24 protein-coding genes are annotated in these 20,323 nt (G+C 65.7%); 8 read left to right on the forward strand and 16 right to left on the reverse strand.

What is annotated here, in order from left to right:
• Positions 1–198 precede the first annotated feature (198 nt).
• On the forward strand, positions 199–1,131 hold the full coding sequence (locus RBB46_RS12630; RefSeq protein ID WP_306029348.1) for a ribose-phosphate pyrophosphokinase: 933 nt from the start codon (positions 199–201) through the stop codon (positions 1,129–1,131).
• 102 nt (positions 1,132–1,233) lie between these two features.
• Here the strand turns inward: RBB46_RS12630 and RBB46_RS12635 are convergent, their stop codons facing one another.
• Positions 1,234–1,659 carry a DUF4399 domain-containing protein gene (locus tag RBB46_RS12635; protein WP_306029349.1) on the reverse strand — a complete coding sequence of 142 codons (426 nt, stop codon included), beginning with the start codon at positions 1,657–1,659 and terminating at the stop codon, positions 1,234–1,236.
• Positions 1,660–1,852: 193 nt separating this feature from the next.
• Here RBB46_RS12635 and RBB46_RS12640 point away from each other — a divergent pair, with 193 nt between their 5' ends.
• Positions 1,853–2,302, forward strand: a complete 450-nt coding sequence (locus tag RBB46_RS12640; protein WP_306029448.1) for a DUF411 domain-containing protein — start codon at positions 1,853–1,855, stop codon at positions 2,300–2,302.
• Here the strand turns inward: RBB46_RS12640 and RBB46_RS12645 are convergent.
• From RBB46_RS12645 to RBB46_RS12670, 6 genes are all read right to left on the reverse strand, one after another.
• Positions 2,278–3,465 carry a DUF563 domain-containing protein gene (locus tag RBB46_RS12645; protein WP_306029350.1) on the reverse strand — a complete coding sequence of 396 codons (1,188 nt, stop codon included), beginning with the start codon at positions 3,463–3,465 and terminating at the stop codon, positions 2,278–2,280. The two genes, RBB46_RS12640 and RBB46_RS12645, sit on opposite strands and share 25 nt — an antisense overlap.
• Before the next feature lie 49 nt (positions 3,466–3,514).
• The gene (locus tag RBB46_RS12650) at positions 3,515–4,483 is read right to left on the reverse strand and encodes a UDP-glucuronic acid decarboxylase family protein (RefSeq protein WP_306029351.1); all 969 of its coding nucleotides are present in this window, start codon (positions 4,481–4,483) and stop codon (positions 3,515–3,517) included.
• Between the two features lie 90 nt (positions 4,484–4,573).
• Complete coding sequence (locus tag RBB46_RS12655; protein ID WP_306029352.1) at positions 4,574–5,440, reverse strand: ABC transporter permease; 867 nt, start codon at positions 5,438–5,440, stop codon at positions 4,574–4,576.
• Positions 5,427–6,200 carry an ABC transporter ATP-binding protein gene (locus RBB46_RS12660; RefSeq protein WP_306029353.1) on the reverse strand — a complete coding sequence of 258 codons (774 nt, stop codon included), beginning with the start codon at positions 6,198–6,200 and terminating at the stop codon, positions 5,427–5,429. The genes RBB46_RS12655 and RBB46_RS12660 overlap by 14 nt, the downstream gene beginning before the upstream one ends.
• 24 nt (positions 6,201–6,224) lie before the next feature.
• Positions 6,225–7,259, reverse strand: coding sequence for an ABC transporter substrate-binding protein (locus RBB46_RS12665; RefSeq protein ID WP_306029354.1), 1,035 nt, complete (start codon positions 7,257–7,259; stop codon positions 6,225–6,227).
• Positions 7,260–7,486: 227 nt separating this feature from the next.
• Entirely contained in the window at positions 7,487–8,083 is a 597-nt protein-coding gene (locus RBB46_RS12670; protein WP_306029355.1) for a hypothetical protein, read from the reverse strand.
• Positions 8,084–8,368: 285 nt separating this feature from the next.
• Here RBB46_RS12670 and RBB46_RS12675 point away from each other — a divergent pair, with 285 nt between their 5' ends.
• The 5 genes from RBB46_RS12675 (at position 8,369) to RBB46_RS12695 (ending at position 11,864) form a co-directional block, all read left to right on the forward strand.
• Positions 8,369–8,995 (forward strand): 50S ribosomal protein L25/general stress protein Ctc, encoded by a 627-nt coding sequence (locus tag RBB46_RS12675; RefSeq protein WP_306029356.1) that lies wholly within the window; start codon positions 8,369–8,371, stop codon positions 8,993–8,995.
• Positions 8,996–9,046: 51 nt separating this feature from the next.
• Positions 9,047–9,769: an aminoacyl-tRNA hydrolase gene (gene pth / locus RBB46_RS12680; protein ID WP_306029357.1), complete on the forward strand. Its 723-nt coding sequence runs from the start codon at positions 9,047–9,049 to the stop codon at positions 9,767–9,769.
• A gap of 5 nt (positions 9,770–9,774) precedes the next feature.
• On the forward strand, positions 9,775–10,875 hold the full coding sequence (gene ychF, locus RBB46_RS12685) for a redox-regulated ATPase YchF (RefSeq protein ID WP_306029358.1): 1,101 nt from the start codon (positions 9,775–9,777) through the stop codon (positions 10,873–10,875).
• A 66-nt stretch (positions 10,876–10,941) separates the two neighbouring features.
• Positions 10,942–11,400: a MaoC family dehydratase gene (locus RBB46_RS12690; RefSeq protein WP_306029359.1), complete on the forward strand. Its 459-nt coding sequence runs from the start codon at positions 10,942–10,944 to the stop codon at positions 11,398–11,400.
• A complete protein-coding gene (locus RBB46_RS12695; RefSeq protein ID WP_306029360.1) occupies positions 11,397–11,864 on the forward strand; it encodes a MaoC family dehydratase in 468 nt (155 codons plus the stop codon). Before RBB46_RS12690 ends, RBB46_RS12695 begins: the two co-directional genes overlap by 4 nt.
• A 29-nt stretch (positions 11,865–11,893) precedes the next feature.
• On the opposite strand, the gene RBB46_RS12700 is transcribed toward RBB46_RS12695, so the two are convergent.
• Genes RBB46_RS12700 through RBB46_RS12710 form a run of 3 tightly spaced genes read right to left on the reverse strand, consistent with a single transcriptional unit; the run spans position 11,894 to position 13,656 of the window.
• Positions 11,894–12,373 carry a GNAT family N-acetyltransferase gene (locus tag RBB46_RS12700; RefSeq protein ID WP_306029361.1) on the reverse strand — a complete coding sequence of 160 codons (480 nt, stop codon included), beginning with the start codon at positions 12,371–12,373 and terminating at the stop codon, positions 11,894–11,896.
• Positions 12,374–12,430: 57 nt separating this feature from the next.
• A complete protein-coding gene (bluB, locus tag RBB46_RS12705; protein ID WP_306029363.1) occupies positions 12,431–13,111 on the reverse strand; it encodes a 5,6-dimethylbenzimidazole synthase in 681 nt (226 codons plus the stop codon).
• A complete protein-coding gene (locus RBB46_RS12710) occupies positions 13,108–13,656 on the reverse strand; it encodes an adenine phosphoribosyltransferase (protein WP_306029449.1) in 549 nt (182 codons plus the stop codon). The genes bluB and RBB46_RS12710 overlap by 4 nt, the downstream gene beginning before the upstream one ends.
• Positions 13,657–13,746: 90 nt before the next feature.
• Here RBB46_RS12710 and RBB46_RS12715 point away from each other — a divergent pair, with 90 nt between their 5' ends.
• On the forward strand, positions 13,747–13,947 hold the full coding sequence (locus RBB46_RS12715; protein WP_306029364.1) for a hypothetical protein: 201 nt from the start codon (positions 13,747–13,749) through the stop codon (positions 13,945–13,947).
• Positions 13,948–13,962: 15 nt separating this feature from the next.
• Here the strand turns inward: RBB46_RS12715 and RBB46_RS12720 are convergent, their stop codons facing one another.
• The 6 genes from RBB46_RS12720 to RBB46_RS12745 form a co-directional block, all read right to left on the reverse strand.
• On the reverse strand, positions 13,963–14,844 hold the full coding sequence (locus RBB46_RS12720; protein WP_306029450.1) for an S-methyl-5'-thioadenosine phosphorylase: 882 nt from the start codon (positions 14,842–14,844) through the stop codon (positions 13,963–13,965).
• Positions 14,845–14,982: 138 nt separating this feature from the next.
• Complete coding sequence (locus tag RBB46_RS12725) at positions 14,983–15,825, reverse strand: cytochrome c1 (RefSeq protein ID WP_306029365.1); 843 nt, start codon at positions 15,823–15,825, stop codon at positions 14,983–14,985.
• 29 nt (positions 15,826–15,854) lie between these two features.
• The gene (locus RBB46_RS12730) at positions 15,855–17,123 is read right to left on the reverse strand and encodes a cytochrome b/b6 (protein WP_306029366.1); all 1,269 of its coding nucleotides are present in this window, start codon (positions 17,121–17,123) and stop codon (positions 15,855–15,857) included.
• A gap of 26 nt (positions 17,124–17,149) precedes the next feature.
• Positions 17,150–17,710, reverse strand: a complete 561-nt coding sequence (petA, locus tag RBB46_RS12735) for a ubiquinol-cytochrome c reductase iron-sulfur subunit (protein ID WP_306029367.1) — start codon at positions 17,708–17,710, stop codon at positions 17,150–17,152.
• A gap of 317 nt (positions 17,711–18,027) precedes the next feature.
• Complete coding sequence (locus RBB46_RS12740; RefSeq protein WP_306029368.1) at positions 18,028–19,869, reverse strand: ABC transporter ATP-binding protein; 1,842 nt, start codon at positions 19,867–19,869, stop codon at positions 18,028–18,030.
• The gene (locus tag RBB46_RS12745) at positions 19,853–20,287 is read right to left on the reverse strand and encodes a hypothetical protein (protein ID WP_306029369.1); all 435 of its coding nucleotides are present in this window, start codon (positions 20,285–20,287) and stop codon (positions 19,853–19,855) included. The genes RBB46_RS12740 and RBB46_RS12745 overlap by 17 nt, the downstream gene beginning before the upstream one ends.
• Positions 20,288–20,323: the final 36 nt, after the last annotated feature.

Below are 20,323 nucleotides of genomic sequence, written 5' to 3' on the forward strand. Positions count from 1 at the left end.
ACTGGCCGGTTGTGAAACCCGGGAGGCGTTGTTAAAACGCCGCCGCCTGATGGAGGAACGGCCGTGACGATGCCGGACCCCGGTCCGGCCGGCCGCGCCTAGACCAGGGCCACCAACAAAGACCAGACAGACCACGTGTGAGCCTGTCATGCCGGAGCCGCCCCCGCGGCGACGGATCCAAGAAAGGACTTGCGGGCCATGAAGATCGTCGCGGGCAATTCCAATCGCGCGCTTGCCGAGGAAATATCGCACTATCTCGGCGCGCCGCTGGCCAAATGCCAGGTGCGCCGCTTCGCCGACCAGGAAATTTTCGTCGAACTCCAGGAAAACGTGCGCGGCGAGGACGTCTTCGTCCTGCAGTCCACCAGCTTCCCGGCCAACGATCACCTGATGGAGCTGCTGATCGTCATCGACGCGCTGCGCCGCTCCTCGGCCAAGCGCATCACCGCGGTGATGCCCTATTTCGGCTATGCCCGCCAGGACCGCCGCGCCTCCGGCCGCACGCCGATCTCGGCCAAGCTGGTCGCCAACCTGATCACCCATGCCGGCGCCCACCGCGTTCTCACGCTCGACCTGCATGCCGGCCAGATCCAGGGCTTCTTCGACATCCCCACGGACAACCTGTTTGCCGCGCCGGTGATGACCCGCGACATCAAGGAGCGCTATTCGACCGACAACGTCATGGTCGTTTCTCCCGACGTCGGCGGCGTGGTGCGCGCCCGCGCGCTGGCCAAGCGCATCGACGCGCCGCTCGCCATCGTCGACAAGCGCCGCGACAAGCCCGGCGAATCCGAAGTCATGAACATCATCGGCGATCCGACCGGGCGCGACTGCATCCTCGTCGATGACATCGTCGATTCGGGCGGCACACTGTGCAATGCCGCCGAGGCCCTGCTCGACCAGGGTGCCAAGTCGGTGACCGCCTATATCACCCACGGCGTCCTCTCGGGCGGAGCGGTCGCCCGCGTCACCTCCTCCAAGCTCAAGGAACTGGTGATCACCAACTCCATCGAGCCGACGGCCGCCGTCCTTGCCGCGCCGAACATCCGCGCGATCTCGATCGCCCCGCTGATGGGCGAGGCGATCTCGCGCACCGCGCTGGAACAGTCCGTGTCGAGCCTGTTTGGCTGATCGCACCGCATCTCTTGCAAGCTGAACGAACGGCGGGGGCAACCCCGCCGTTTTTGTTTCTGCGTCCAAGCGTCGGGAAAGCCCCTCCGCCAGGGCGGCATCTCACTCCACGGTGATGGTGATCACCTGTGATTCCACCGGTGGCAGGTGCGGAATGTGGTTGTGATCGCCCAGGATCAGCTGCAGCCGATGCGTGCCCGGCGCAAGCTCGAGCGTCGTTTCCGTCTGGCCGCCGCCGAAATGCCGGTGGTTGTCGTCGGCCGGAATGGCGTTGTCGTAGTCTTCCAGTTCCTGATCGATCAGCAGGTGGTGATGGCCGGTCATCTCCTTCTCCACGCCCGCGGGCGCTACGCCCATTCCGCTCAGGCCGAACGTGACGGTCACCGGACTTGCGACCGTCGCGCCGTCCTGCGGCGTGATGAAATAGACCGAGGCGCCCTCCGGCGCCGGCGTGCGATGGCTGTCGGCGAACGCGACGGCGGGCAGCAACGCGAGGACCGCGATGGCAAACGGCCTGAAACCCGGCATGTTCTTTCCTTCCGTATCGATGGCGCCGCAGGGCGCGGATTGCGCGGACCGGCACCTCCGGAAAACTGGACCTTTCCCGTTCCCCGGCAAGGGATGGGCGCAACGGTCCGCCTGCCCCTTGACCTTACCCCTGCTGGAAGCCGCAAGACATCCTGACGAAGATGACAGGAGAAGGACCTTGGCTCCCATGAAGATGCATGCTGCTTTCGCCCTCGCCGCAACACTTGCCCTGTCGCTTCCCGCGACACTCCCAGCCCATGCCGCCGGCGAGATCATGACCGTGTGGAAGTCGCCCTGGTGCGGTTGCTGCGAAGCCTGGTCCGACGCGATGCGCGCGGCGGGCTATGAAATCGTCATCGAGAACCGGGAAGACCTTGCCCCGGTCAAGGCGAAGGCCGGCGTGCCTTCTGCCATGGAAGGATGCCACACGGCCCTGGTGGAGGGCTATTTCCTCGAGGGCCACGTGCCGCTCTCCTCGGTCGAACGGCTGCTCGCCAACCGGCCACCGATCGCCGGCCTGGCAGTGCCGGGCATGCCGTCCGGCTCGCTCGGCATGGGCGAGGACCCGTCAGCGCGCTACGATGTCCATTCGGTCGACCGTTCCGGCGCCATCGGCATCTACGAGCGCGTCGCCCCGCGGTGAGACGTCGGGCTGGCGGGAGAAACCGGATCTCCCAGCAGGTCCCGCAACACGGTGGCGATACGGTCCGGGTCGACGGCAAACCCGGCGAAGAGCGGCTCGACGCCGTCCTCCTCCGTCATCGAGGGGATGTTGCGATAGACGAGCCCGGCCTGTGCGCAAAGGTCCATGAAGCAAGGATTGGCGTGGCCACGCGGCATGAACTCGACCAGCTTCGTTCCCGGCCGGGCCCACGCCATGTTGACGAGGCCGGCGCCATGGGGCGCGACCACGATCTCCGCTTGCGAAAACAGCGCCCGCTGGTCGGCAACCGACAGGCTCGCGCAATCGATGACCTCAAAGCCGAAGGGATGCATGGCGTCAAGAACGTCCGGCTCGTTGAGAAGCGGCCGGCGCGGCGTGCCGCCGCGCGTCACATAAAGCCTGCGCGCAGGGCCGGATAGATCCTCCGGCAGCCGCCACCCGCTCACCTGGCGCAGCGCCTCGACGATCCAGTCGTGATTGCGGGTACCGCCCTTGACGCGGACAGGCACATGCGCCCGTTCCAGCACGAAGGCGTCGGCCGAGGACAGCGGTACGACCCGCTCGCGCGGGATGCCGCACAACCGCACGATCTCCTCCTGCCAGTTGGCGCCGTTCCACGGCATCAGGACGTGGCGGACCGAGGCCGGATCGAGGCCGCATTGCCTCAGGAACCAGAAGTCGCACATCGCATCGACCCAGAAATGAAAGTAGTTCCTGCAGTCCGGATAGTAGGCGCCGAGCAGGACGGTATCGCCGTCGAGCCTCGCGACACTCATGCGTGCATCCAGCTTCCGCTGAAACGCCGCGCGCAGGCCCAGCTTCCAGTGAGCCTGTCGAACGGTTCGCATCCGCGCGTCGGAAAGCCGAAGCCAGCGGGCGTGCTCGTCCATGTCAGGGTTGACATGCGGCAGGGACGAGATCCGCAATCCCTGCTCCACGAGAACGCCGGCCGGTCCGCGCCCTGCCACCGCCGGATCTTCGCGGCGCCAGACAAGGGGGGCGACGCCCGGGCCGACCTCCTCCCAGGTTTCGGGAGTAGGCATGATGCCCTGCAGCCCGTCGGGCGCCGGACGAAAGCCGCTGCGTCGTCGCGCTTCGACCGACAAGGCGCGGTCAAGCAGGTCGATTGCCAATGAAAACACGTCCGCGAGCCGCCTTGTGGTTTCTGCAACCTGTCACTGCCGGGCAAGCTCAGTCCCTGTCAAGCTCCGGGTGGTGCCTGAAATACCCGACCGTCTCCCTGATCCCCTCTTCCAGGTCGATGGAAGGGGCCCAGCCAAGCACCGCGCCAGCACGCCGGATATCGGGCTGTCTTTGCCTTGGATCGTCTTCTGGCAGCGGCAGATGCGCGATCGTTGACGCAGAGCCCGTCTCCCGCAGGATGACCTGCGCGAGTTCGCTCATGGTGCATTCCCTCGGATTGCCGAGATTGACCGGCGCCGCGCCGTCGTCCCGCAACGACATCAGCCGCACAAGCGCCTCGACCATGTCCGACACGAAGCAGAAGGACCTGGTCTGGCTCCCGTCTCCGTAGATCGTCAGCGGCGCGCCGCCCAGTGCCTGGACGATGAGGTTCGAGATCACCCGTCCGTCGGCATGGCGCAGGCGCGGGCCATAGGTGTTGAAGATCCGCGCGATCCTGATCGCCACCCCGTGCTGGCGGTGGTAGTCGAAGAACAGGGTCTCCGCGCAACGCTTGCCCTCGTCGTAGCACGCGCGTGGTCCGATCGGGTTTACATTGCCCCGGTAGTCCTCGGTTTGCGGATGCACGAGCGGATCGCCGTACACCTCGCTGGTCGAGGCCTGAAGCACCGGCACGCGAAGACGCTTCGCCAGGTCGAGCACGTTGATGGCCCCCAAGACAGCGGTCTTCACGGTCCCCACCGCGTCGCTCTGATAGTGGATCGGCGATGCCGGGCAGGCGAGATTGTAGATCTCGTCCACCTCGACATGGAGCGGTTCCGCGACGTCGTGCAGCAGGAACGCGAATCCTGGATTGTCCGTGAGGTGCCCGATGTTGAGCAGGGTGCCGGTCGAGAGATTGTCCGCGCACACCACCTCGTGGCCGTCCGCCAGCAACCGGTCGCACAGGTGGGATCCGATGAAGCCGGCGCCTCCTGTCACCAGGATGCGTTTTCGGCTCTCGTGAAGCTTCGGCATTCCGGTTTTGCTCCAGAGACGTTCAGGACGACCGCTTGGGAAGGAGAGTGCGAACGTTCCAGTCGGTACGGATTTGCCGGCGCGGCGGGATCAGCCCCGCCAGCCAAGCAGCCAGGCTTCCGCCTTGCCGATCAGCCAGCTGACGACAAGGCCGAGGACGGACAGGATGGCGACACCGGCGAGCAGCTGGTCGGTCGCAAACAGGCTGCCGGCCATCAGGATATAGGCGCCGACGCCGTATTCGGCGCCGATCATCTCGGCTGCCACCAGCAGGATGATCGCGATCGAGGCCGAGATGCGGCAACCGGACAGGATCGCCGGCATGGCGCCCGGCAGAATGATCTTGCGCACGATCGACCACCAGGAAAGGCCGAAGGACTGGCCCATGCGCACCAGGGTCCGATCGACATTGTCGACGCCGCCATAGGTGGCGATCACGGTGGGGAAGAACGAGCCGAACAGGATGGTCGCCACCTTCGAGCCCTCGCCGATCCCGAACCAGATGACGAAAAGCGGCAAAAGCGCGATCTTCGGGATCGGAAACAGCGCCGAGACCAGCGGCAAGACACCGGCGCGCGCCAGCGAGAACAGCCCGATCATCAACCCGACCGCAACGCCAAGCGACATGCCGAGCGTCCAGCCGATCACGAGCCGCTGCAGCGAGGCGGAAAGGTGCCGCCACAGTTGCCCCGATTCGACCAGATAACGGAACGCCTCGAACGCCTCGCTGGGCGCCGGAAGGACCAGATTGCTGATCACGCCGCTGCGCGATCCCGCCTCCCACAGAGCGATCAGCGCAACGAAGACGAACAGCCCGACGAACCGCACCGGCACCGGACGAAAACCGCCGCCGCGATAGGGGACAGGTCGCAACACCCCGTCCGTGGCGGACGCGGCTCCGCCCCCGGCATCGTTTAGCGCAGGCCCGGCCGCCTGCGATCCTTCAAGCGACGCCATCGGCAATCTCCCTGTCGGCGGCCCGCGCCTCGTCGCGCAGCAACTGCCAGAGCTCGCGCTGGACGGCATCGAGCTCGCTGTCGCCCGGCCCCCGGTCACCAAGATCCCGGTCGATCTCGACGATCCTGCGGATCCGCCCCGGGCGCCGGGACAGGACGACGATGCGGTGCCCCAGGCGCACTGCCTCCGCCAGGTTATGCGTGACGTAACAGGCGGTGAAGCGCTCGCGCTGCCACAGGTCGACGAGGTCGTCCATCAGGAGCTCCCGCGTCTGGCTGTCGAGCGCCGACAGCGGCTCATCCATCAGCATCACCGCAGGGCGAACGCTGAGCGCGCGGGCAATGGCGACACGCTGTTTCATGCCTCCCGACAGTTGCCGCGGCAGCGCCTTGCGAAATTCCGACAGGCCTGTGCGGGCGAGCACATCGGCAATGATTTCCTCGCGTTCCCGCCCGCTCATGGCATGGTCTTCCAGCACCAGGGAGACATTCGCCTCGACGCTGCGCCAGGGCAGCAACGCGAAGTCCTGGAAGACATAGGTCAGTGGATTGAGCGAGCCGGCCGGCACGGGTCCCGAGAGCAGCACCTCGCCCTCGTCCGGCCGTTCCAGCCCGCCAATGAAGCGCAGCAGGGTGGATTTTCCGCAACCCGACGGACCGATGATGCATACGATCTCGCCCTCGCCAACGGCCAGGTCGATATCGCTCAGCACCTCGGTCGCGCCGTAGCGGTGCGTGATCCCGCGAAGCAGGAGGTCCATGCCGGCCGCGCTCCGTCTTGTCCGTCAGTCGGTTTCGACGAAGCTTGAATCGACCAGCATCTCGATGCTGACCGACGCCGGCACGAGCTTCTCCGACTGGAACCAGGCGAGCTGGTCGGCGATCGAGGTCATGTTCAGCTTCGCGTTCTTGTTGACCCGCATGGCGCCGTTGCGGATCGACGGCGCGGCCTTCTCGAACGGACGGTCATTGTAGACATACTTGTGCAGCAGCTTGAGCATCGCCTCGGCTTCCGCCTCGCCGGCCGTGTTGTCGACCAGCGCCGCATTGAAATCGTCCGCTCCCCTGGAGAAGGCGGCCAGGAAGCGCTTCACGAGGTCGGGCTTGTCGACCGTGTTGGCGGTCGAGGTGAAGACGGTCGTCACCTGGTAGTCCGGGATGTAGTCCGCGACCATTCCGATCGCCTCGATCTCCGGCCCCGCCGCCAGCGGCTTGGCGATATGCGGCACGATCGCCCAGGCATCGATCTGGCCGGTCTTCAGTGCGCCGATCACCGCGCCGACCTTCTGCAGCGGACGCAGGGTGATCTCGGAGCGGTCGAAGCCCTCCTTGTCGGCGATCTTGTGGGCGATGTAGTGGAACGAAGACCCCGTCTGGGTGATGCCGAAGCTCTTGCCCTTCAGCCCGGCCGGCGACGTCACGCCGGCATCGTGGGCCGCCTTGGAGACGAGGATCATCTGCCCGTCGATGCCGGCCTCCTCCTGAAGCGCGCCGCCGACAACCTTGATGGCGCCTTTCTCCGCAAGATTGATCAGGCCGCCGGAGATCGCGGTGACGCCAAAGTCGACATCGCCGGAGGCAATCGCAACCGCCATCGGCTGCGCCGCCTGGAAATACTCGAATGTCACCTCGAGCCCCTCGTCGGCGAAATAGCCGCGCTCGAAGGCGATGAAGCTCGGCGCATGGGAGGTGAAGCGCAGGGCGCCGACGGTGATCTTGTCAGCGGCCACGGCCGAGGCGACAGGAGCAAGGGACACGCCGGCCGCGACACCCGCCGCCGCAACAAGTTTCACAAATCCGCGTTTCGTCAGTGCCGTCATGGCTACCTCCCAGTTGTGGCCGGAGATCCTGTCGCCGGCTCGTCTTTCCGCTTGCGGTGGTTTCGACGCGGGCCACGCCGGGGTTCACGGTCCCGGACCACGCACCGGCCACGCCGGGGGTGGCAGGTGAGCGCAGGGCGGCCTCCTTGTCAATCTGTGCAGGCTGGCTATTCGGGCAGGACCGGCATGCGCCGGAAAGCGGAGCCTCCGCGATCGGGCACGGCGCGTCAGATTTCCTCTACGTCGACACCGACCGTCAACGCGCCGATGACCGCGCCCGTTTGCGGGTCGACGACGGGAATGCTGACCTGGCTCTGCACGGTCTGGGTGGATTCATCTTCCTCAAGCGGCCCGATATGCAGCGCCTGCGGACCAACCGGCACCGTCATCCGCCACTTGTCCTCATCGCCCTGCCAATAGTCGCTGGTTGCCTGGCTGAGTCCGACATTGAGCCCCTTGCCGTCCATCACGATGATTTCCGTGAAAAGGCCGTCGCTGGCCTCCTGCGTCTGCGCCAGGTATCTGGACACCGGCCTGTCGAGTATCTCGTCGACCAGCGCCCGGGCGCCATTGGCCACCTCGTGCCGCCAGGTGGCGTCGAGTTCCTCGATCCGCGCCTGGTCGTAGGAGGCCGTCACCTTGTTCTGTGCCCGCACGGCCTCGACCACCACATCCGCTGACGCGATCGCCGTGAGGCGCGCCTGTGCCAGGCGCGTCAGGTCCCCCTCGAAGACATTGAGCCCTCCCGCCCAGGACACTCCCGTCCCGGTGAAAACCACCGCCGCAGCGCAGATCCGTCCCAGCCAGTTCAACATCGCACCCATCGGTTCATCGTCGCAAAATCGCCGGCCGGGAATATCCCGGACCGCATGGCAGCATACAACATCCCTATTGCGAAAGAGTTGCAAGCCCGGGATTGCGCCGACAGGTGGTGCCACGGCCCCGCGGGCGATGAACCGCCGGAAACCGCCGCGCGGCTTGCCCTTTGGTGCGGCTTCGGCTATAGCACCGGCGCGCACCTGCACCCCTGGAGGCGGCGCATGAGGGCTGCCGGCTTGCACCAGACGCAAGGGCGGTCCGCATTCACGACAATCTGAAGGAGAACTACCATGGCTGAAGGCTATGTGCTGAAGGCTTCGGTGAGGGACCGGGTTGGCAAGGGGGCCGCTCGTGCGCTTCGCCGTGAGGCCCTCGTTCCCGCCGTCATCTACGGCGACAAGAAGCCCGCCCTGCCGATCGCAATTCCGCTCAAGGAATCGACGATCGCCCTGCATCGCGGCGGCTTCATGACCAATCTCGGGACGATCGAGGTCGACGGCGTCGCCCACCGGGTGATCGCCAAGGACTACCAGCTCGACCCCGTCCGCGACGATCTCATTCACGTCGACTTCCTGCGCGTCGCCAAGGGCGCCTCGCTGACCGTCGATATCCCCGTGCATTTCATCAATGAAGAGAAATGCCCGGGCATCCGCGCCGGCGGCGTGCTGAACGTGGTGCGCCACACGGTCGAGATGACCGTTCCGGCCGACGCCATTCCGGACGCCCTCGTCATCGATCTGGCCAAGGCCCAGGTCGGCGACTCGATCCACATTTCCGCGATCGAGATCCCGGCCGGCTGCGCCCCGACGATCACCGACCGCGACTTCACCGTCGCCACGATCGCCTCGCCGGGCGGTGGCGCCGGATCGGACAGCGACGACGAGGAAGAAGCCGAGGCCGAGGAGAGCGAGGACTAAGGTCCGGCTCTGCGGTCGTCTGCCTGCGACGGGAAGTGACGGGGAGATCCCATGCGCCTCATCGTTGGGCTTGGCAATCCGGGTGCGAAATACGCCCGTAACCGCCACAATATCGGCTTTCTGGCCGTGGACGCGATCCACGGCCGGAACGCCGGTTTCGGCCCCTGGCGCAGCCGCTTCCAGGCGGAGGTCAGCGAAGGGGTTCTGGAGGGCGACAAGGTCCTCCTGATGAAACCCCAGACCTACATGAACGAATCGGGCCGCTCCGTTGGCGATGCGGCCCGCTTCTACAAACTCACCCCGGCCGACGTGATCGTTCTTTACGACGAGCTCGACCTTGCTCCCGGCAAGGTGCGCACGAAGGTCGGCGGCGGCAGCGGCGGCCATAACGGCATCCGCTCCATCGACGCCCATCTGGGCAAGGAATATTCGCGAGTTCGGCTCGGCATCGGCCATCCCGGCCACAAGGACCGCGTCACCGCCCATGTTCTCGGCGACTTCGCCAAGGTCGACGCCGACTGGCTCGATCCGCTTCTCGATGCGGTGGCGAGCGAGGCCGGCCTGCTGGTCGGCGGGCATCATTCGGAATTCTGCAACCGTCTCCACCGCGCCGTAGGCCCGGCAAAACCGGACCGGCAGGACAGGCCGAAGGCCCCGTCCGGCTCCCGCGCCCCCGTGGCGGCCCCGCCGCTCGCGGGCCTTGGTGGCGACCGCAAGGGCCCCGGCGGCGCGCTCGCCGAGCAACTGGCCCGCATGTTTGGAAAGAAGGACTAGCCAAGATGGGTTTTCAGTGCGGCATTGTCGGCCTGCCGAATGTGGGCAAGTCCACCCTCTTCAACGCGCTGACAAAGACGGCGGCGGCACAGGCCGCGAACTATCCGTTCTGCACCATCGAGCCGAACACGGGCGAGGTTGCCGTGCCGGACCCGCGCCTGCGCGACATCGCGCGCATCGCCAAGTCCGCCAGCATCGTGCCGACCCGCCTGACCTTCGTCGACATTGCCGGCCTCGTGCGCGGCGCCTCGAAGGGCGAGGGCCTGGGCAACCAGTTCCTCGCCAACATTCGAGAGGTCGATGCCATCGCCCATGTGCTGCGCTGCTTCGAGGACGACGACATCACCCATGTCGACGGGCGCATCGACCCGATCGCCGACGCCCAGACCGTCGAGACGGAGCTGATGATCGCCGACATGGAAAGCCTTGAGCGCCGTCTTGCGCCGCTCAGGAAGAAGGCAACGGTCGGCGACAAGGAGGCGAAGGCCGTCATTCCGGTTATGGAAGCCGCCCTCGCCCTGCTTCAGGACGGCAAGCCCGCCCGCCTGGTTGATGCCTCCACGCCCGAGGAAAAGAAGATCCTCGCCGGTCTCAACCTCCTGACGACCAAGCCGATCCTCTATGTCTGCAACGTCGAGGAAAGCGCCGCCGGCACCGGCAACGCCCAGTCCGAGCGCGTCCGCGTCCTGGCCGAGGCCGAAGGGGCCGCCTGTGTCGTCATTTCGGCCGCGATCGAGGCGGAAATCGCCCAGCTCGACGAAGCCGAGCAGGCGGAATACATGGAGACGATGGGGCTCGAGGAGCCCGGTCTCGACCGGCTGATCCGTGCCGGCTACGACCTGCTCGACCTGATCACCTATTTCACGGCCGGCCCCAAGGAGGCCCGTGCCTGGACGATCAGCAAGGGCACCAAGGCACCGCAGGCCGCGGGCGTCATCCACTCCGACTTCGAGCGCGGTTTCATCCGCGCCCAGACGATCGGCTTCGACGACTACGTGTCGCTGGGCGGTGAAACGGCCGCCAAGGATGCCGGCAAGGCCCGGGACGAAGGCAAGGAATATGTCGTCAAGGACGGCGACGTGCTGCTCTTCAAGTTCAACACCTGAAGACCGGCGCCCACCTTCCCTAGCGCGATCTCGACAGGGACCCGCGCATCGGCCTAAATGGCGTGCATGAGCGACATGCGATACTTCGAGGACTTCAGGCCTGGCGAGACGATCCCGCTCGGCTCGAAAACCGTTTCGCGCGAGGAAGTGATCTCCTTCGCGGCGGAATTCGATCCCCAGCCCTTCCATCTGGACGAGGCGGCGGGAACAGCCTCCCTGCTGGGCGGACTCGCTGCCTCCGGCTGGCACACGATCGCCATGCTGATGCGGCTGATGTGCGACAACCTGCTGCTGAACTCCAGCGGCAAGGGCTCGCCCGGCGTCGAGGAGGTCCGCTGGATGCGCCCCGTGCGCCCGGGCGACACGCTGAGTGCCAGCGCCGAGGTCGTCTCCGCCCGGGTGCTGAACTCGCGCCCCGAGCTTGGCATGGTCGACTTTCTCTTCACGCTTGTCGACCAGACCGGCGCGACCGTCATGACCCAGCGCAACAAGATCCTGTTCGCCCGCCGGGAGACCGTCCGATGACCTGGTTCGAGGACATGGAGATCGGCGAGCGCCGCGACCTCGGCAGCCACCATTTCACACCCGAGGAGATCATTCGCTTCGCGCAGGCCTTCGACCCGCAACCCTTCCACCTGTCCGACGAGGGCGCCAGCCAGACCCATTTCGGCCGCCTGTGCGCGTCCGGCTGGCACACCGCCTCGGTGTGGATGAAGTTGATGGTCGCCCATATCAAGGCGCAGAGTGAGCGCCTCGGCACGCCCTCGCGGCTCGGTCCCTCGCCGGGCTTCAGCGACCTGAAGTGGATCCGCCCGGTCTTTGCCGGCGACACGATCAGCTACACCTCGACGCTGGTGGAAAAGCGGGCGATGAAGACCCGCCCGCAATGGGGCCTTGCCATCCACGCCAACGAAGGCGTCAACCAGGACGGCGTGCTCGTCTTTTCCTTCACCGGCAAGGTGCTTGTAGCGCGGCGCCCAGCAGACTGAACCCGGCGGGCAGCGCCCCCGCTGCGCCGCTACACCTTGCGCGCGAACACCACCTCGTCGCGGATCGGAATGCCGTATTCGCCGATCATCGGGATTTCCGGCTTCAGCCGGCGCTCCTCCTCGATAGCGCCGGGCACCAGCTTCTCCATCCGGAAGCCGCGCCGCTGGTAGAAGCGGAAGGCGTCGAGATTGTCGTTCGAAGTGCGCACCAGGAGCCTGCGAATACCGCTCTCCACGGCCTCGCCCGTCACTGCGTTGAGCAGCAGCGTGCCGACGCCGCTCCAGCGGCTGAGCGAATCGAGTGTCAGGATCTCCCACTCATTGTCGCGCTGGATCAGCGTCACCAGCCCGACGATTTCGTCGTCCTCCATGGCGAGGAAGCCGGGCAGCCGCGAGGCGTCGATCATCTCGCCCTCGATGAGAATGTCCGGGCTGGTCCATCGTCGTGTCAGAAGATCGACAACGGCCGCATGGTCGTCGTCGGTCTTGGCTCGAATGCTCACCGCCATTGTATCGTCCCTGTTGCTCGGTCGATGTCCTGCCGCATCGCCGCTTCGCCATACACTCTAGCGTTTGAAGATGCGTTCGCTAAGACCGCTTCGCGCTTCCCAGCCGGCGCGCTCGAGTTCGGGGTCCAGATGCTCCTCGAGCGGGTAGCCCAGGCACAGATAGGCGACAAGGCGCCAATCGGGCGGCACCTCCAGCACCTCCCCCGCCCGCAGCGGGTCGAGAATCGAGACCCAGCCCATGCCGACACCGCGAGCACGCGCGGCGAGCCACAGCGTGTTGACCGCGCAAACGCAGGAATAGGCGAGCATCTCCGGCATCGTCCTGCGCCCGAGTCCCTCGCCCTGGCAGGTTGCCTCGTCGCAGAAGACGGCGAGTTGAACCGGGGCGACCGTCAGGCCCTCGAGCTTCAGCCGCGCGTAAAGGCCCGCCCTCTCCCCGTCATAGCTCGCCAGCGCCTCGGCATTGGCCTGGCGGAAATTCTCCCGGATAGCCTCCCGCCGGACATCGTCCTCCACCAGCACGAAGCGCCAGGGCTGGCTGTTGCCGACGGAGGGCGCCATATGCGCCTGCGCCAGCAGCGTTTCGACCAGCGCGGGAGCCAGCGGCGCGTCGGCGAAGCGGCGCACGTCGCGCCGCCAGCCGAGCAGATCCTGGAAGGCATCGACGAAAGCCGTGTCAAAGGCCGGCGCCCGAGCGGCACCGGCATCCGGTTTCCCGCTGGTCGGCGCCCCGCTCAATGACCCGGGAAGTCCACGAGCGTGCGCACCGGCACACCGAGATCCTCGATCCGCTTGCGCCCGCCGAGATCGGGGAGGTCGACGATGAAGCAGGCGGCAACCACAACCGCACCCATCTGGAGAAGCAGCTTTGTCGCAGCCTCCGCCGTGCCGCCGGTGGCGATCAGGTCATCGACGAGGATCACCTTGTCGCCCGGCGTGATCGCGTCCTTGTGCATCTCCATCTCGTCGAGGCCGTATTCCAGCGAATAGGCGATGCGCACCGTCTCATGCGGCAGCTTGCCCTTCTTGCGGATCGGGACGAACCCGGCCGACAGCTGGTGTGCCACCGCGCCGCCCAGGATGAAGCCGCGCGCCTCGATGCCGGCGACCTGGTCGACCTTGGAACCTGCCCAGGGCTGCACCAGCGCGTCGACGGCGCGGCGGAACGCGCGGGCATTGCCCAGCAGCGTGGTGATGTCACGGAAGATAATCCCTTTCCTGGGGTAATCCGGGATCGTTCGGATCGCTGCCAGGAGCTCGTCGGAAACCGTGTCTTGAACCATCATCCAGCCTCGTCGTTGCCGGTCGCGCAAGGGTCGGTCATCATCCTCGGCGATCCGTGTTGAAGTCCAGGAAAATTGAGGAGCAGCCAGATGAGCGACAAGCAGCCGGTCCAGGTGGTCGATATCGACATTCCGTTCTTCCGCCTGATGATGATCATCATCAAGGTCACGCTGGCCGCGATCCCCGCGGCAATCATCGTGTCCGTCATCCTGTCCCTCGTCATGGGCGCGCTGGCGGCGATGTTCGGCATCGGCATGGGCCCCTGGATGCACGGCGGACGCGCGCTCTAGCCGTCCGCCAGCCGCTCAGCTCTCGCGGGTCAGCACGCGGCCGGCAACCGCATCGAGCTTGGCCAGCAGTGCGGGATCGCGCGCCTCGGGCGCGGTCATCATCGCGTATTCCAGTGCCGTGTCCGATCCCACCGGGCAGGCCTCGTGCGTGCGCGGCAGGTCCTGCGCCAGCCGGGCAACAAGCCGGCGGGCATTGTCGGCATTCTCGTGCAGCACGCGGATGATCGACTGGATGTCGACGGATCCGTGGTCGGGATGCCAGCTGTCGTAGTCGGTCACCATGGCCACCGTCGCGTAGCAGATCTCCGCCTCGCGGGCGAGCTTGGCCTCCGGCATGTTGGTCATGCCGATCACGTCGCAGCCCCAGGTCCGGTAGAGCCGGCTTTCAGCCAGCGAGGAGAACTGAGGACCTTCCATGGCGAGATAGGTGCCGCCGCGATGGAAGGTCAGCGCCTCCGCCTCGGCCGCCGCCGCGACATGGTCTGCTAGCAGCGGCGAGACCGGATCGGCCATCGACACGTGGGCAACGCAGCCCTTGCCGAAAAAGCTCTTCTCGCGCGCGAAAGTCCGGTCGATGAACTGGTCTACCAGCACGAAGTGACCCGGAGCCATCGCCTCGTTCAGCGATCCGACCGCCGAGACCGAGACCAGCGAGGTGACGCCGCAGCGCTTCATCACGTCGATATTGGCGCGATAGTCGATGTCGGAGGGCGCGAAGCGGTGGCCGCGCCCGTGCCGGGGCAGGAAGACCACCTTCAGGCCGTTGATCAGGCCGATGCGCACGCTGTCGGACGGTTCGCCCCAAGGGCTCTCCACCCGGACCCACTCCGCCCCTTCAAGTGCCGGAAGATCGTAAAGCCCCGATCCCCCGATAATGCCAAGCACCGCGTCGACCATGCCGTCCCCCTCAAATTCGCTCACTGCGATACCACCATGGCGCGAATATTCCAACAGGACACGTGGACTAGGCCGCAGCGGACATGAAAAGGCCGCCGGATTGCTCCGGCGGCCCGATTTCCGTCAATGGCGCGCCGATCAGTGATCGACGTCGCGCCACACCGACTTCTTGGTGAAATAGAGCAGCGAGGCGAAGATGATCAGGAAGATCATCACGCGGAAGCCCATGCTCTTGCGCTCTTCCAGCTTCGGCTCGGCCACCCACATCATGAAGGCAGCGACATCGCGCGCATACTGCTCGACCGTCGTCGGGGTGCCGTCCGTGTATTCGACACCGTCCGCATAGAGCGGCGGCGCCATGGCCAGTGTCTGGCCGGCAATGAAATGCGTGTTGTAATACTGCCCGACCGGCACCTCGACGCCCTCGGGCGCCTCTTCGTAACCGGTGAGCAGGCCGTAGATGTAGTCCGGGCCATGTTCCTGGTACTGCGTGAACATGTCGAAGATGAAGCGCGGGAAGCCGCTGGCCACCGCCCGCGCCTTGGCGAGCGTGGAGAAGTCCGGCGGATAGGCGCCACCATTGGCCGCGCGGGCCGCCTGCTCGTTGGGGAACGGAGACGGGAAGCGGTCGGACGGGATCGCCGGGAGCTCCTCCATCTCGCCGTCATCGTTCGGGCCCTTCAGCACGGTGTATTCGGCCGCGATCACCTTGACCTGGTCTTCGGTGAAGCCGGGACCGCCCTCTTCCGCCAGGTTGCGGAAGGCAAGGAAGCGGGCGCCGTGACAGGAGGCGCAAACCTCCTTGTAGACCTTGAAGCCGCGCTGCAGCTGCGCCCGGTCATAGTAGCCGAAAGGTCCCGAGAACGACCACTGCTGGCGCTCGATATGCGGGCCTTCGCCGGCGGCCATGGCCGGCGCGGCAACCGCGACGGCGGCCATCGCCAGCAAGGCTCCACGCACGGATTTGATCATCGTTTTCATGAGTGAGAACTCCCAATCCCGTCCGTGGTTCACTTCGTTTCCGGTGCGGCGACCGCACCCGCCGGCTTTCCGCCGCCGGAGCTTGCCAGAACCGCCTCGGAGATCGATGCCGGCAGCGCCTTGGGCTTCTCGATGAAACCGAGCAGCGGCAGGATGATCAGGAAGTGAGCGAAATAATAGGCCGTCAGGATCCGTGCCATGATCACGTAGCCACCCTCGGCCGGCATCGCGCCGAGATAGCCGAGGCCGACGCAGACGGCGGCGAAGATCCAGAAGAACTGCTTGAACAGCGGCCGGTAGGTACCCGAGCGGACCTTCGAAGTGTCGAGCCACGGCAGCACGAACATCACCGCGATCGAACCGAACATCAGGATGACGCCGCCGAGCTTGTCCGGCACGGCGCGCAGGATCGCGTAGAACGGCAGGAAGTACCATTCCGGAACGATATGCGCCGGCGTGACCAGCGGATCCGCCTCGATGTAGTTGTCGGCGTGACCCATGAAGTTCGGGATGTAGAAGACGAAATACGCGAACAGGATCATGAACACGACAACCGCGAACAGGTCCTTGATCGTGTAGTACGGGTGGAACGGGAGCGAGTCCTGCTTCGTCTTCGGGTTGATGCCGGTCGGGTTGTTGTTGCCGGTCGTGTGGAACGCCCACACATGCAGCAGAACGACACCGAAGATCATGAACGGCAGCAGGTAGTGCAGCGAGAAGAACCGGTTCAGCGTCGGATTGTCGACGGCGAAGCCGCCCCACAACCAGTTGACGATCGGCTCGCCGACGAGCGGCAGCGCCGAGAACAGGTTGGTGATCACGGTGGCGCCCCAGAAGGACATCTGGCCCCAGGGCAGCACATAGCCCATGAAGGCGGTCGCCATCATGATCAGGAAGATCACAACGCCGAGGATCCACGAGATCTCGCGCGGCGCCTTGTAGGAGCCGTAATACATGCCGCGGAACATGTGGATGAAGACGGCGATGAAGAACATCGACGCGCCGTTGGCATGCAGATAGCGCAACAGCCAGCCGAAATTCACGTCGCGCATGATGTGCTCGACGGAGGCGAAGGCCATCTCGGTGTTCGGCGTGTAGTGCATGACAAGCACGATGCCGGTGATGATCTGCGCGATCAGCACGAACATCAGGATACCGCCGAAGGTCCACCAGTAGTTGAGGTTCTTCGGGGTCGGAAAGTCGATGAAGGAACCGCGAACGAGCGAAATGACCGGCAGGCGGCTCTCGAGCCACTTTGCCGCCGCGCTCTGCGGCACGTAATTGGAATGTCCAGCCATGGCTGCCTCCTCTGGATTGCCGCGTATCAACCGATCTGGATCAGGCCTTCCGAGATGAACTCGAAGGGCGGAACCAGGAGATTCTCGGGCGCGGGTCCCTTGCGGATGCGGCCGGCGGTGTCGTAGTGCGAGCCGTGGCACGGGCAGAACCAGCCGCCGAAGTCACCGGCCTGGCCGAGCGGGATGCAACCCAGATGGGTGCACACGCCGACCATCACGATCAGGGCCTCGTTGCCCTCGACGGCGCGGTTGACGTCGGTTGCCTCTGCATCCGCGGCAAGATTGGCATTGCGCGCGTTCGTGTCAGGAAGATCCGCCAGCGGGACGGCGTTGGCTTCCTCGATCTCCTTGGCGGTACGGTTGCGGATGAAAACCGGCTTGCCGCGCCACATCACCTTGATCGACTGTCCCTCTTCCACCGCCGAGACGTCCACCTCGATGGAGGCCAGCGACAGTGCTGAAGCGTCGGGGTTCATCTGGTCGATGAAAGGCCATGCCAGCGCACCTGCGCCAACCGCCCCCATCGCGCCGGTCGCGATATAGAGGAAATCGCGGCGAGTGGGTTCGACCGTATCCTGCTGTGCCAAGGTCGCGTCCTCTTTTTAACCCGTTGGCCCGGCGACAACAGCGCAAGGCCGCCGTCCCTGCCCCGGCAATCCGGGAGGCGAAGGGAGGCGGAGCGGGTCGTCCGGGCGGCAGATGCGGCTTTCCGCACCTTTCCAAGCGGGGCTGTTATTGGCACCCTTGCCCGCGCTTGTCCAGATCATCCTTTGGAAGACGACGCTTTGTCGCGGTTTTTACCCAATGATTGCAGGAGCGGCGGCGGCTCCCGATGCCACCCGGAAGCTGTGCGGCGAGACCTCTTTTAAGAGGCCCCGCCGCACAGGCGGTCTTGCCCGGGAGCTCAGACAGCGTCGCGCTGGCTGTCGATGAAGCCGCCCGACTGGCGATTCCAAAGGCTGGAATAGAGCCCGCCCCGCGCCAGCAACTCGTCGTGGCTGCCGTCCTCGACCACCCGTCCGTGATCCATCACCACGAGCCGGTCCATCGCCGCGATGGTGGACAGCCGATGCGCGATGGCGATCACCGTCTTGCCCGCCATCAGCTCGTTGAGACTGTCCTGGATCGCCGCCTCGATCTCCGAATCGAGCGCCGAGGTCGCCTCGTCGAGCACCAGGATCGGCGCGTTCTTCAGTAGAACCCGCGCAATGGCGATGCGCTGCCGCTGTCCGCCCGACAGCTTGACGCCGCGCTCGCCCACATGGGCCTGAAGCCCCTTGCGGCCGGCCTGGTCCTCCAACCCGGCGATGAACCCGGCCGCATGGGCGCGGCGCGCCGCCTCCATCGCATCTTCCTCGCTGGCATCGGGGCGACCGTAGACGATGTTCTCCAGAACCGAGCGGTGCAGCAGGGACGTGTCCTGCGTCACCATGCCGATATTGGCGCGAAGGCTCGACTGGGTCACCGACGCGATGTCCTGTCCGTCGATCAGGATGCGCCCGCCCTCCACGTCGTGGAACCGCAGCAGCAAGTTGACCAGTGTCGACTTGCCAGCTCCCGAGCGGCCGACCACGCCGACCTTCTCGCCCGGCCGGATCTCCAGATCCATGTGATCGATGACGCCGCTCTTCTTGCCGTAGTGGAAGCGCACGCCCTGGAACGAGATCGCCCCGTTCCCCACCTTCAGCGGCGCGGCATCGGGCAGGTCGACCACGTCGCGCTCGCGCGAGATCGTTGTGATGCCGTCCTGCACCGTGCCGATGTTCTCGAACAGGCCCGAGATTTCCCACAGGATCCACTGGGACATGCCGTGCAGCCGCAGGATCAGCGCGACGGCGACGGCGATGTCGCCGGCCGTGACCACGCCGCGCTGCCACAGCACGATCGAGACGACGCCGGTCGAGAACAGCAACAGCACATTGATCGTGTGCAGCGCCGTGTTGAGAAGCGTCACCAGCCGCATCTGCCGGTAGACAGTCTTCAGGAACTCCCACATCGACTGGCGGGCATAGCTCTCCTCGCGGTCGGTATGAGAGAACAGCTTCACGGTGGCGATATTGGTATAGGCATCGACCACGCGTCCGGTCATCGTCGAGCGCGCGTCCGCCTGTACCTGTGACAGCGACTTCAGCCGCGGCACGAAGAACACCAGCACGCCGAGATAGGCGACCAGCCAGAGGATCAGCGGAATGGCCAGCTCGATGCTGGCATCGCCGATCAGCACCACCGCCGCGAGAAAGTAGACGCAAACATAGACGAGGACGTCGAGGACACGCGTGACCACCTCGCGCACGGCGAGCGCGGTCTGCATCACCTTCGTCGCGATGCGTCCGGCAAAGTCGTTCTGGTAGAAGCCGACGCTCTGGCGCAGCAGATAACGGTGCACCTGCCAGCGGATCGCCATCGGATAGTTGCCGAGCAGCGTCTGGTGGAACAAGAGCTCCCACAAAAGCGCCAGCACCGGCATGATCACCAGGATGACCACACCCATCCACACCAGGCGTCCGGCATTCTCCGCAAAGAATGTCTCCCGGTCGGCGTTCGACAGCCAGTTCACCAGGTCGCCGAGGAAGGAAAAGACCATCACCTCGAAGATCGCAATGGCCGTGCCGAGCACGGAGACGACGGCAAGCACCGGCCAGATCGGTTTCGTGTAGTGCCAGCAGAAGGCAAACAGCGTCGCCGGGGGGGCCTCCATCGCCCCGTCCCGGAACGGGTCGACCAGTTTCTCAAAGCGCTTGAACATGATCGTGTTCCTTGCTGGCTTCGCCGCGGCGCGGGAGCCGGGCGGAGCGGCGTCCGCCGGCCGGGAAGATCGGACGCGTGGACGGCGGTGTCATCAGCACCGAGAGGATGAAGGCGGAGACCGATGCCGACAGCACCAGCAGGCCGAGAAACAGCGTCGTCAGCCGGTCCGTGAACGCACCGGCCGGTTCGCTCGCGCCGTTGACGACGACGCTCTCGAGCCGGGCGATCTCGTCGGTCGCCAGCGGCAGGAAGAGAATGAGGGTAAGCGCCAGCGTCAGCGCGGCGGCGGCGCCGGCAATGATCGCAGCCTCCCTGAGGCGTCTTGCGATGCCTGCGTGGGCGATCCTGCCGGAGAGACCGGGCAGGTCGGGTGAATCGGGCCGCGCGAACGGGTCGAGCGGATAGCGGGACAACATCGGACAAGCTCCTGCGGAACCAGGCAATAGGAGACG

The organism is Stappia sp. MMSF_3263, from assembly GCF_030733745.1.
Lineage (GTDB): Bacteria > Pseudomonadota > Alphaproteobacteria > Rhizobiales > Stappiaceae > Stappia.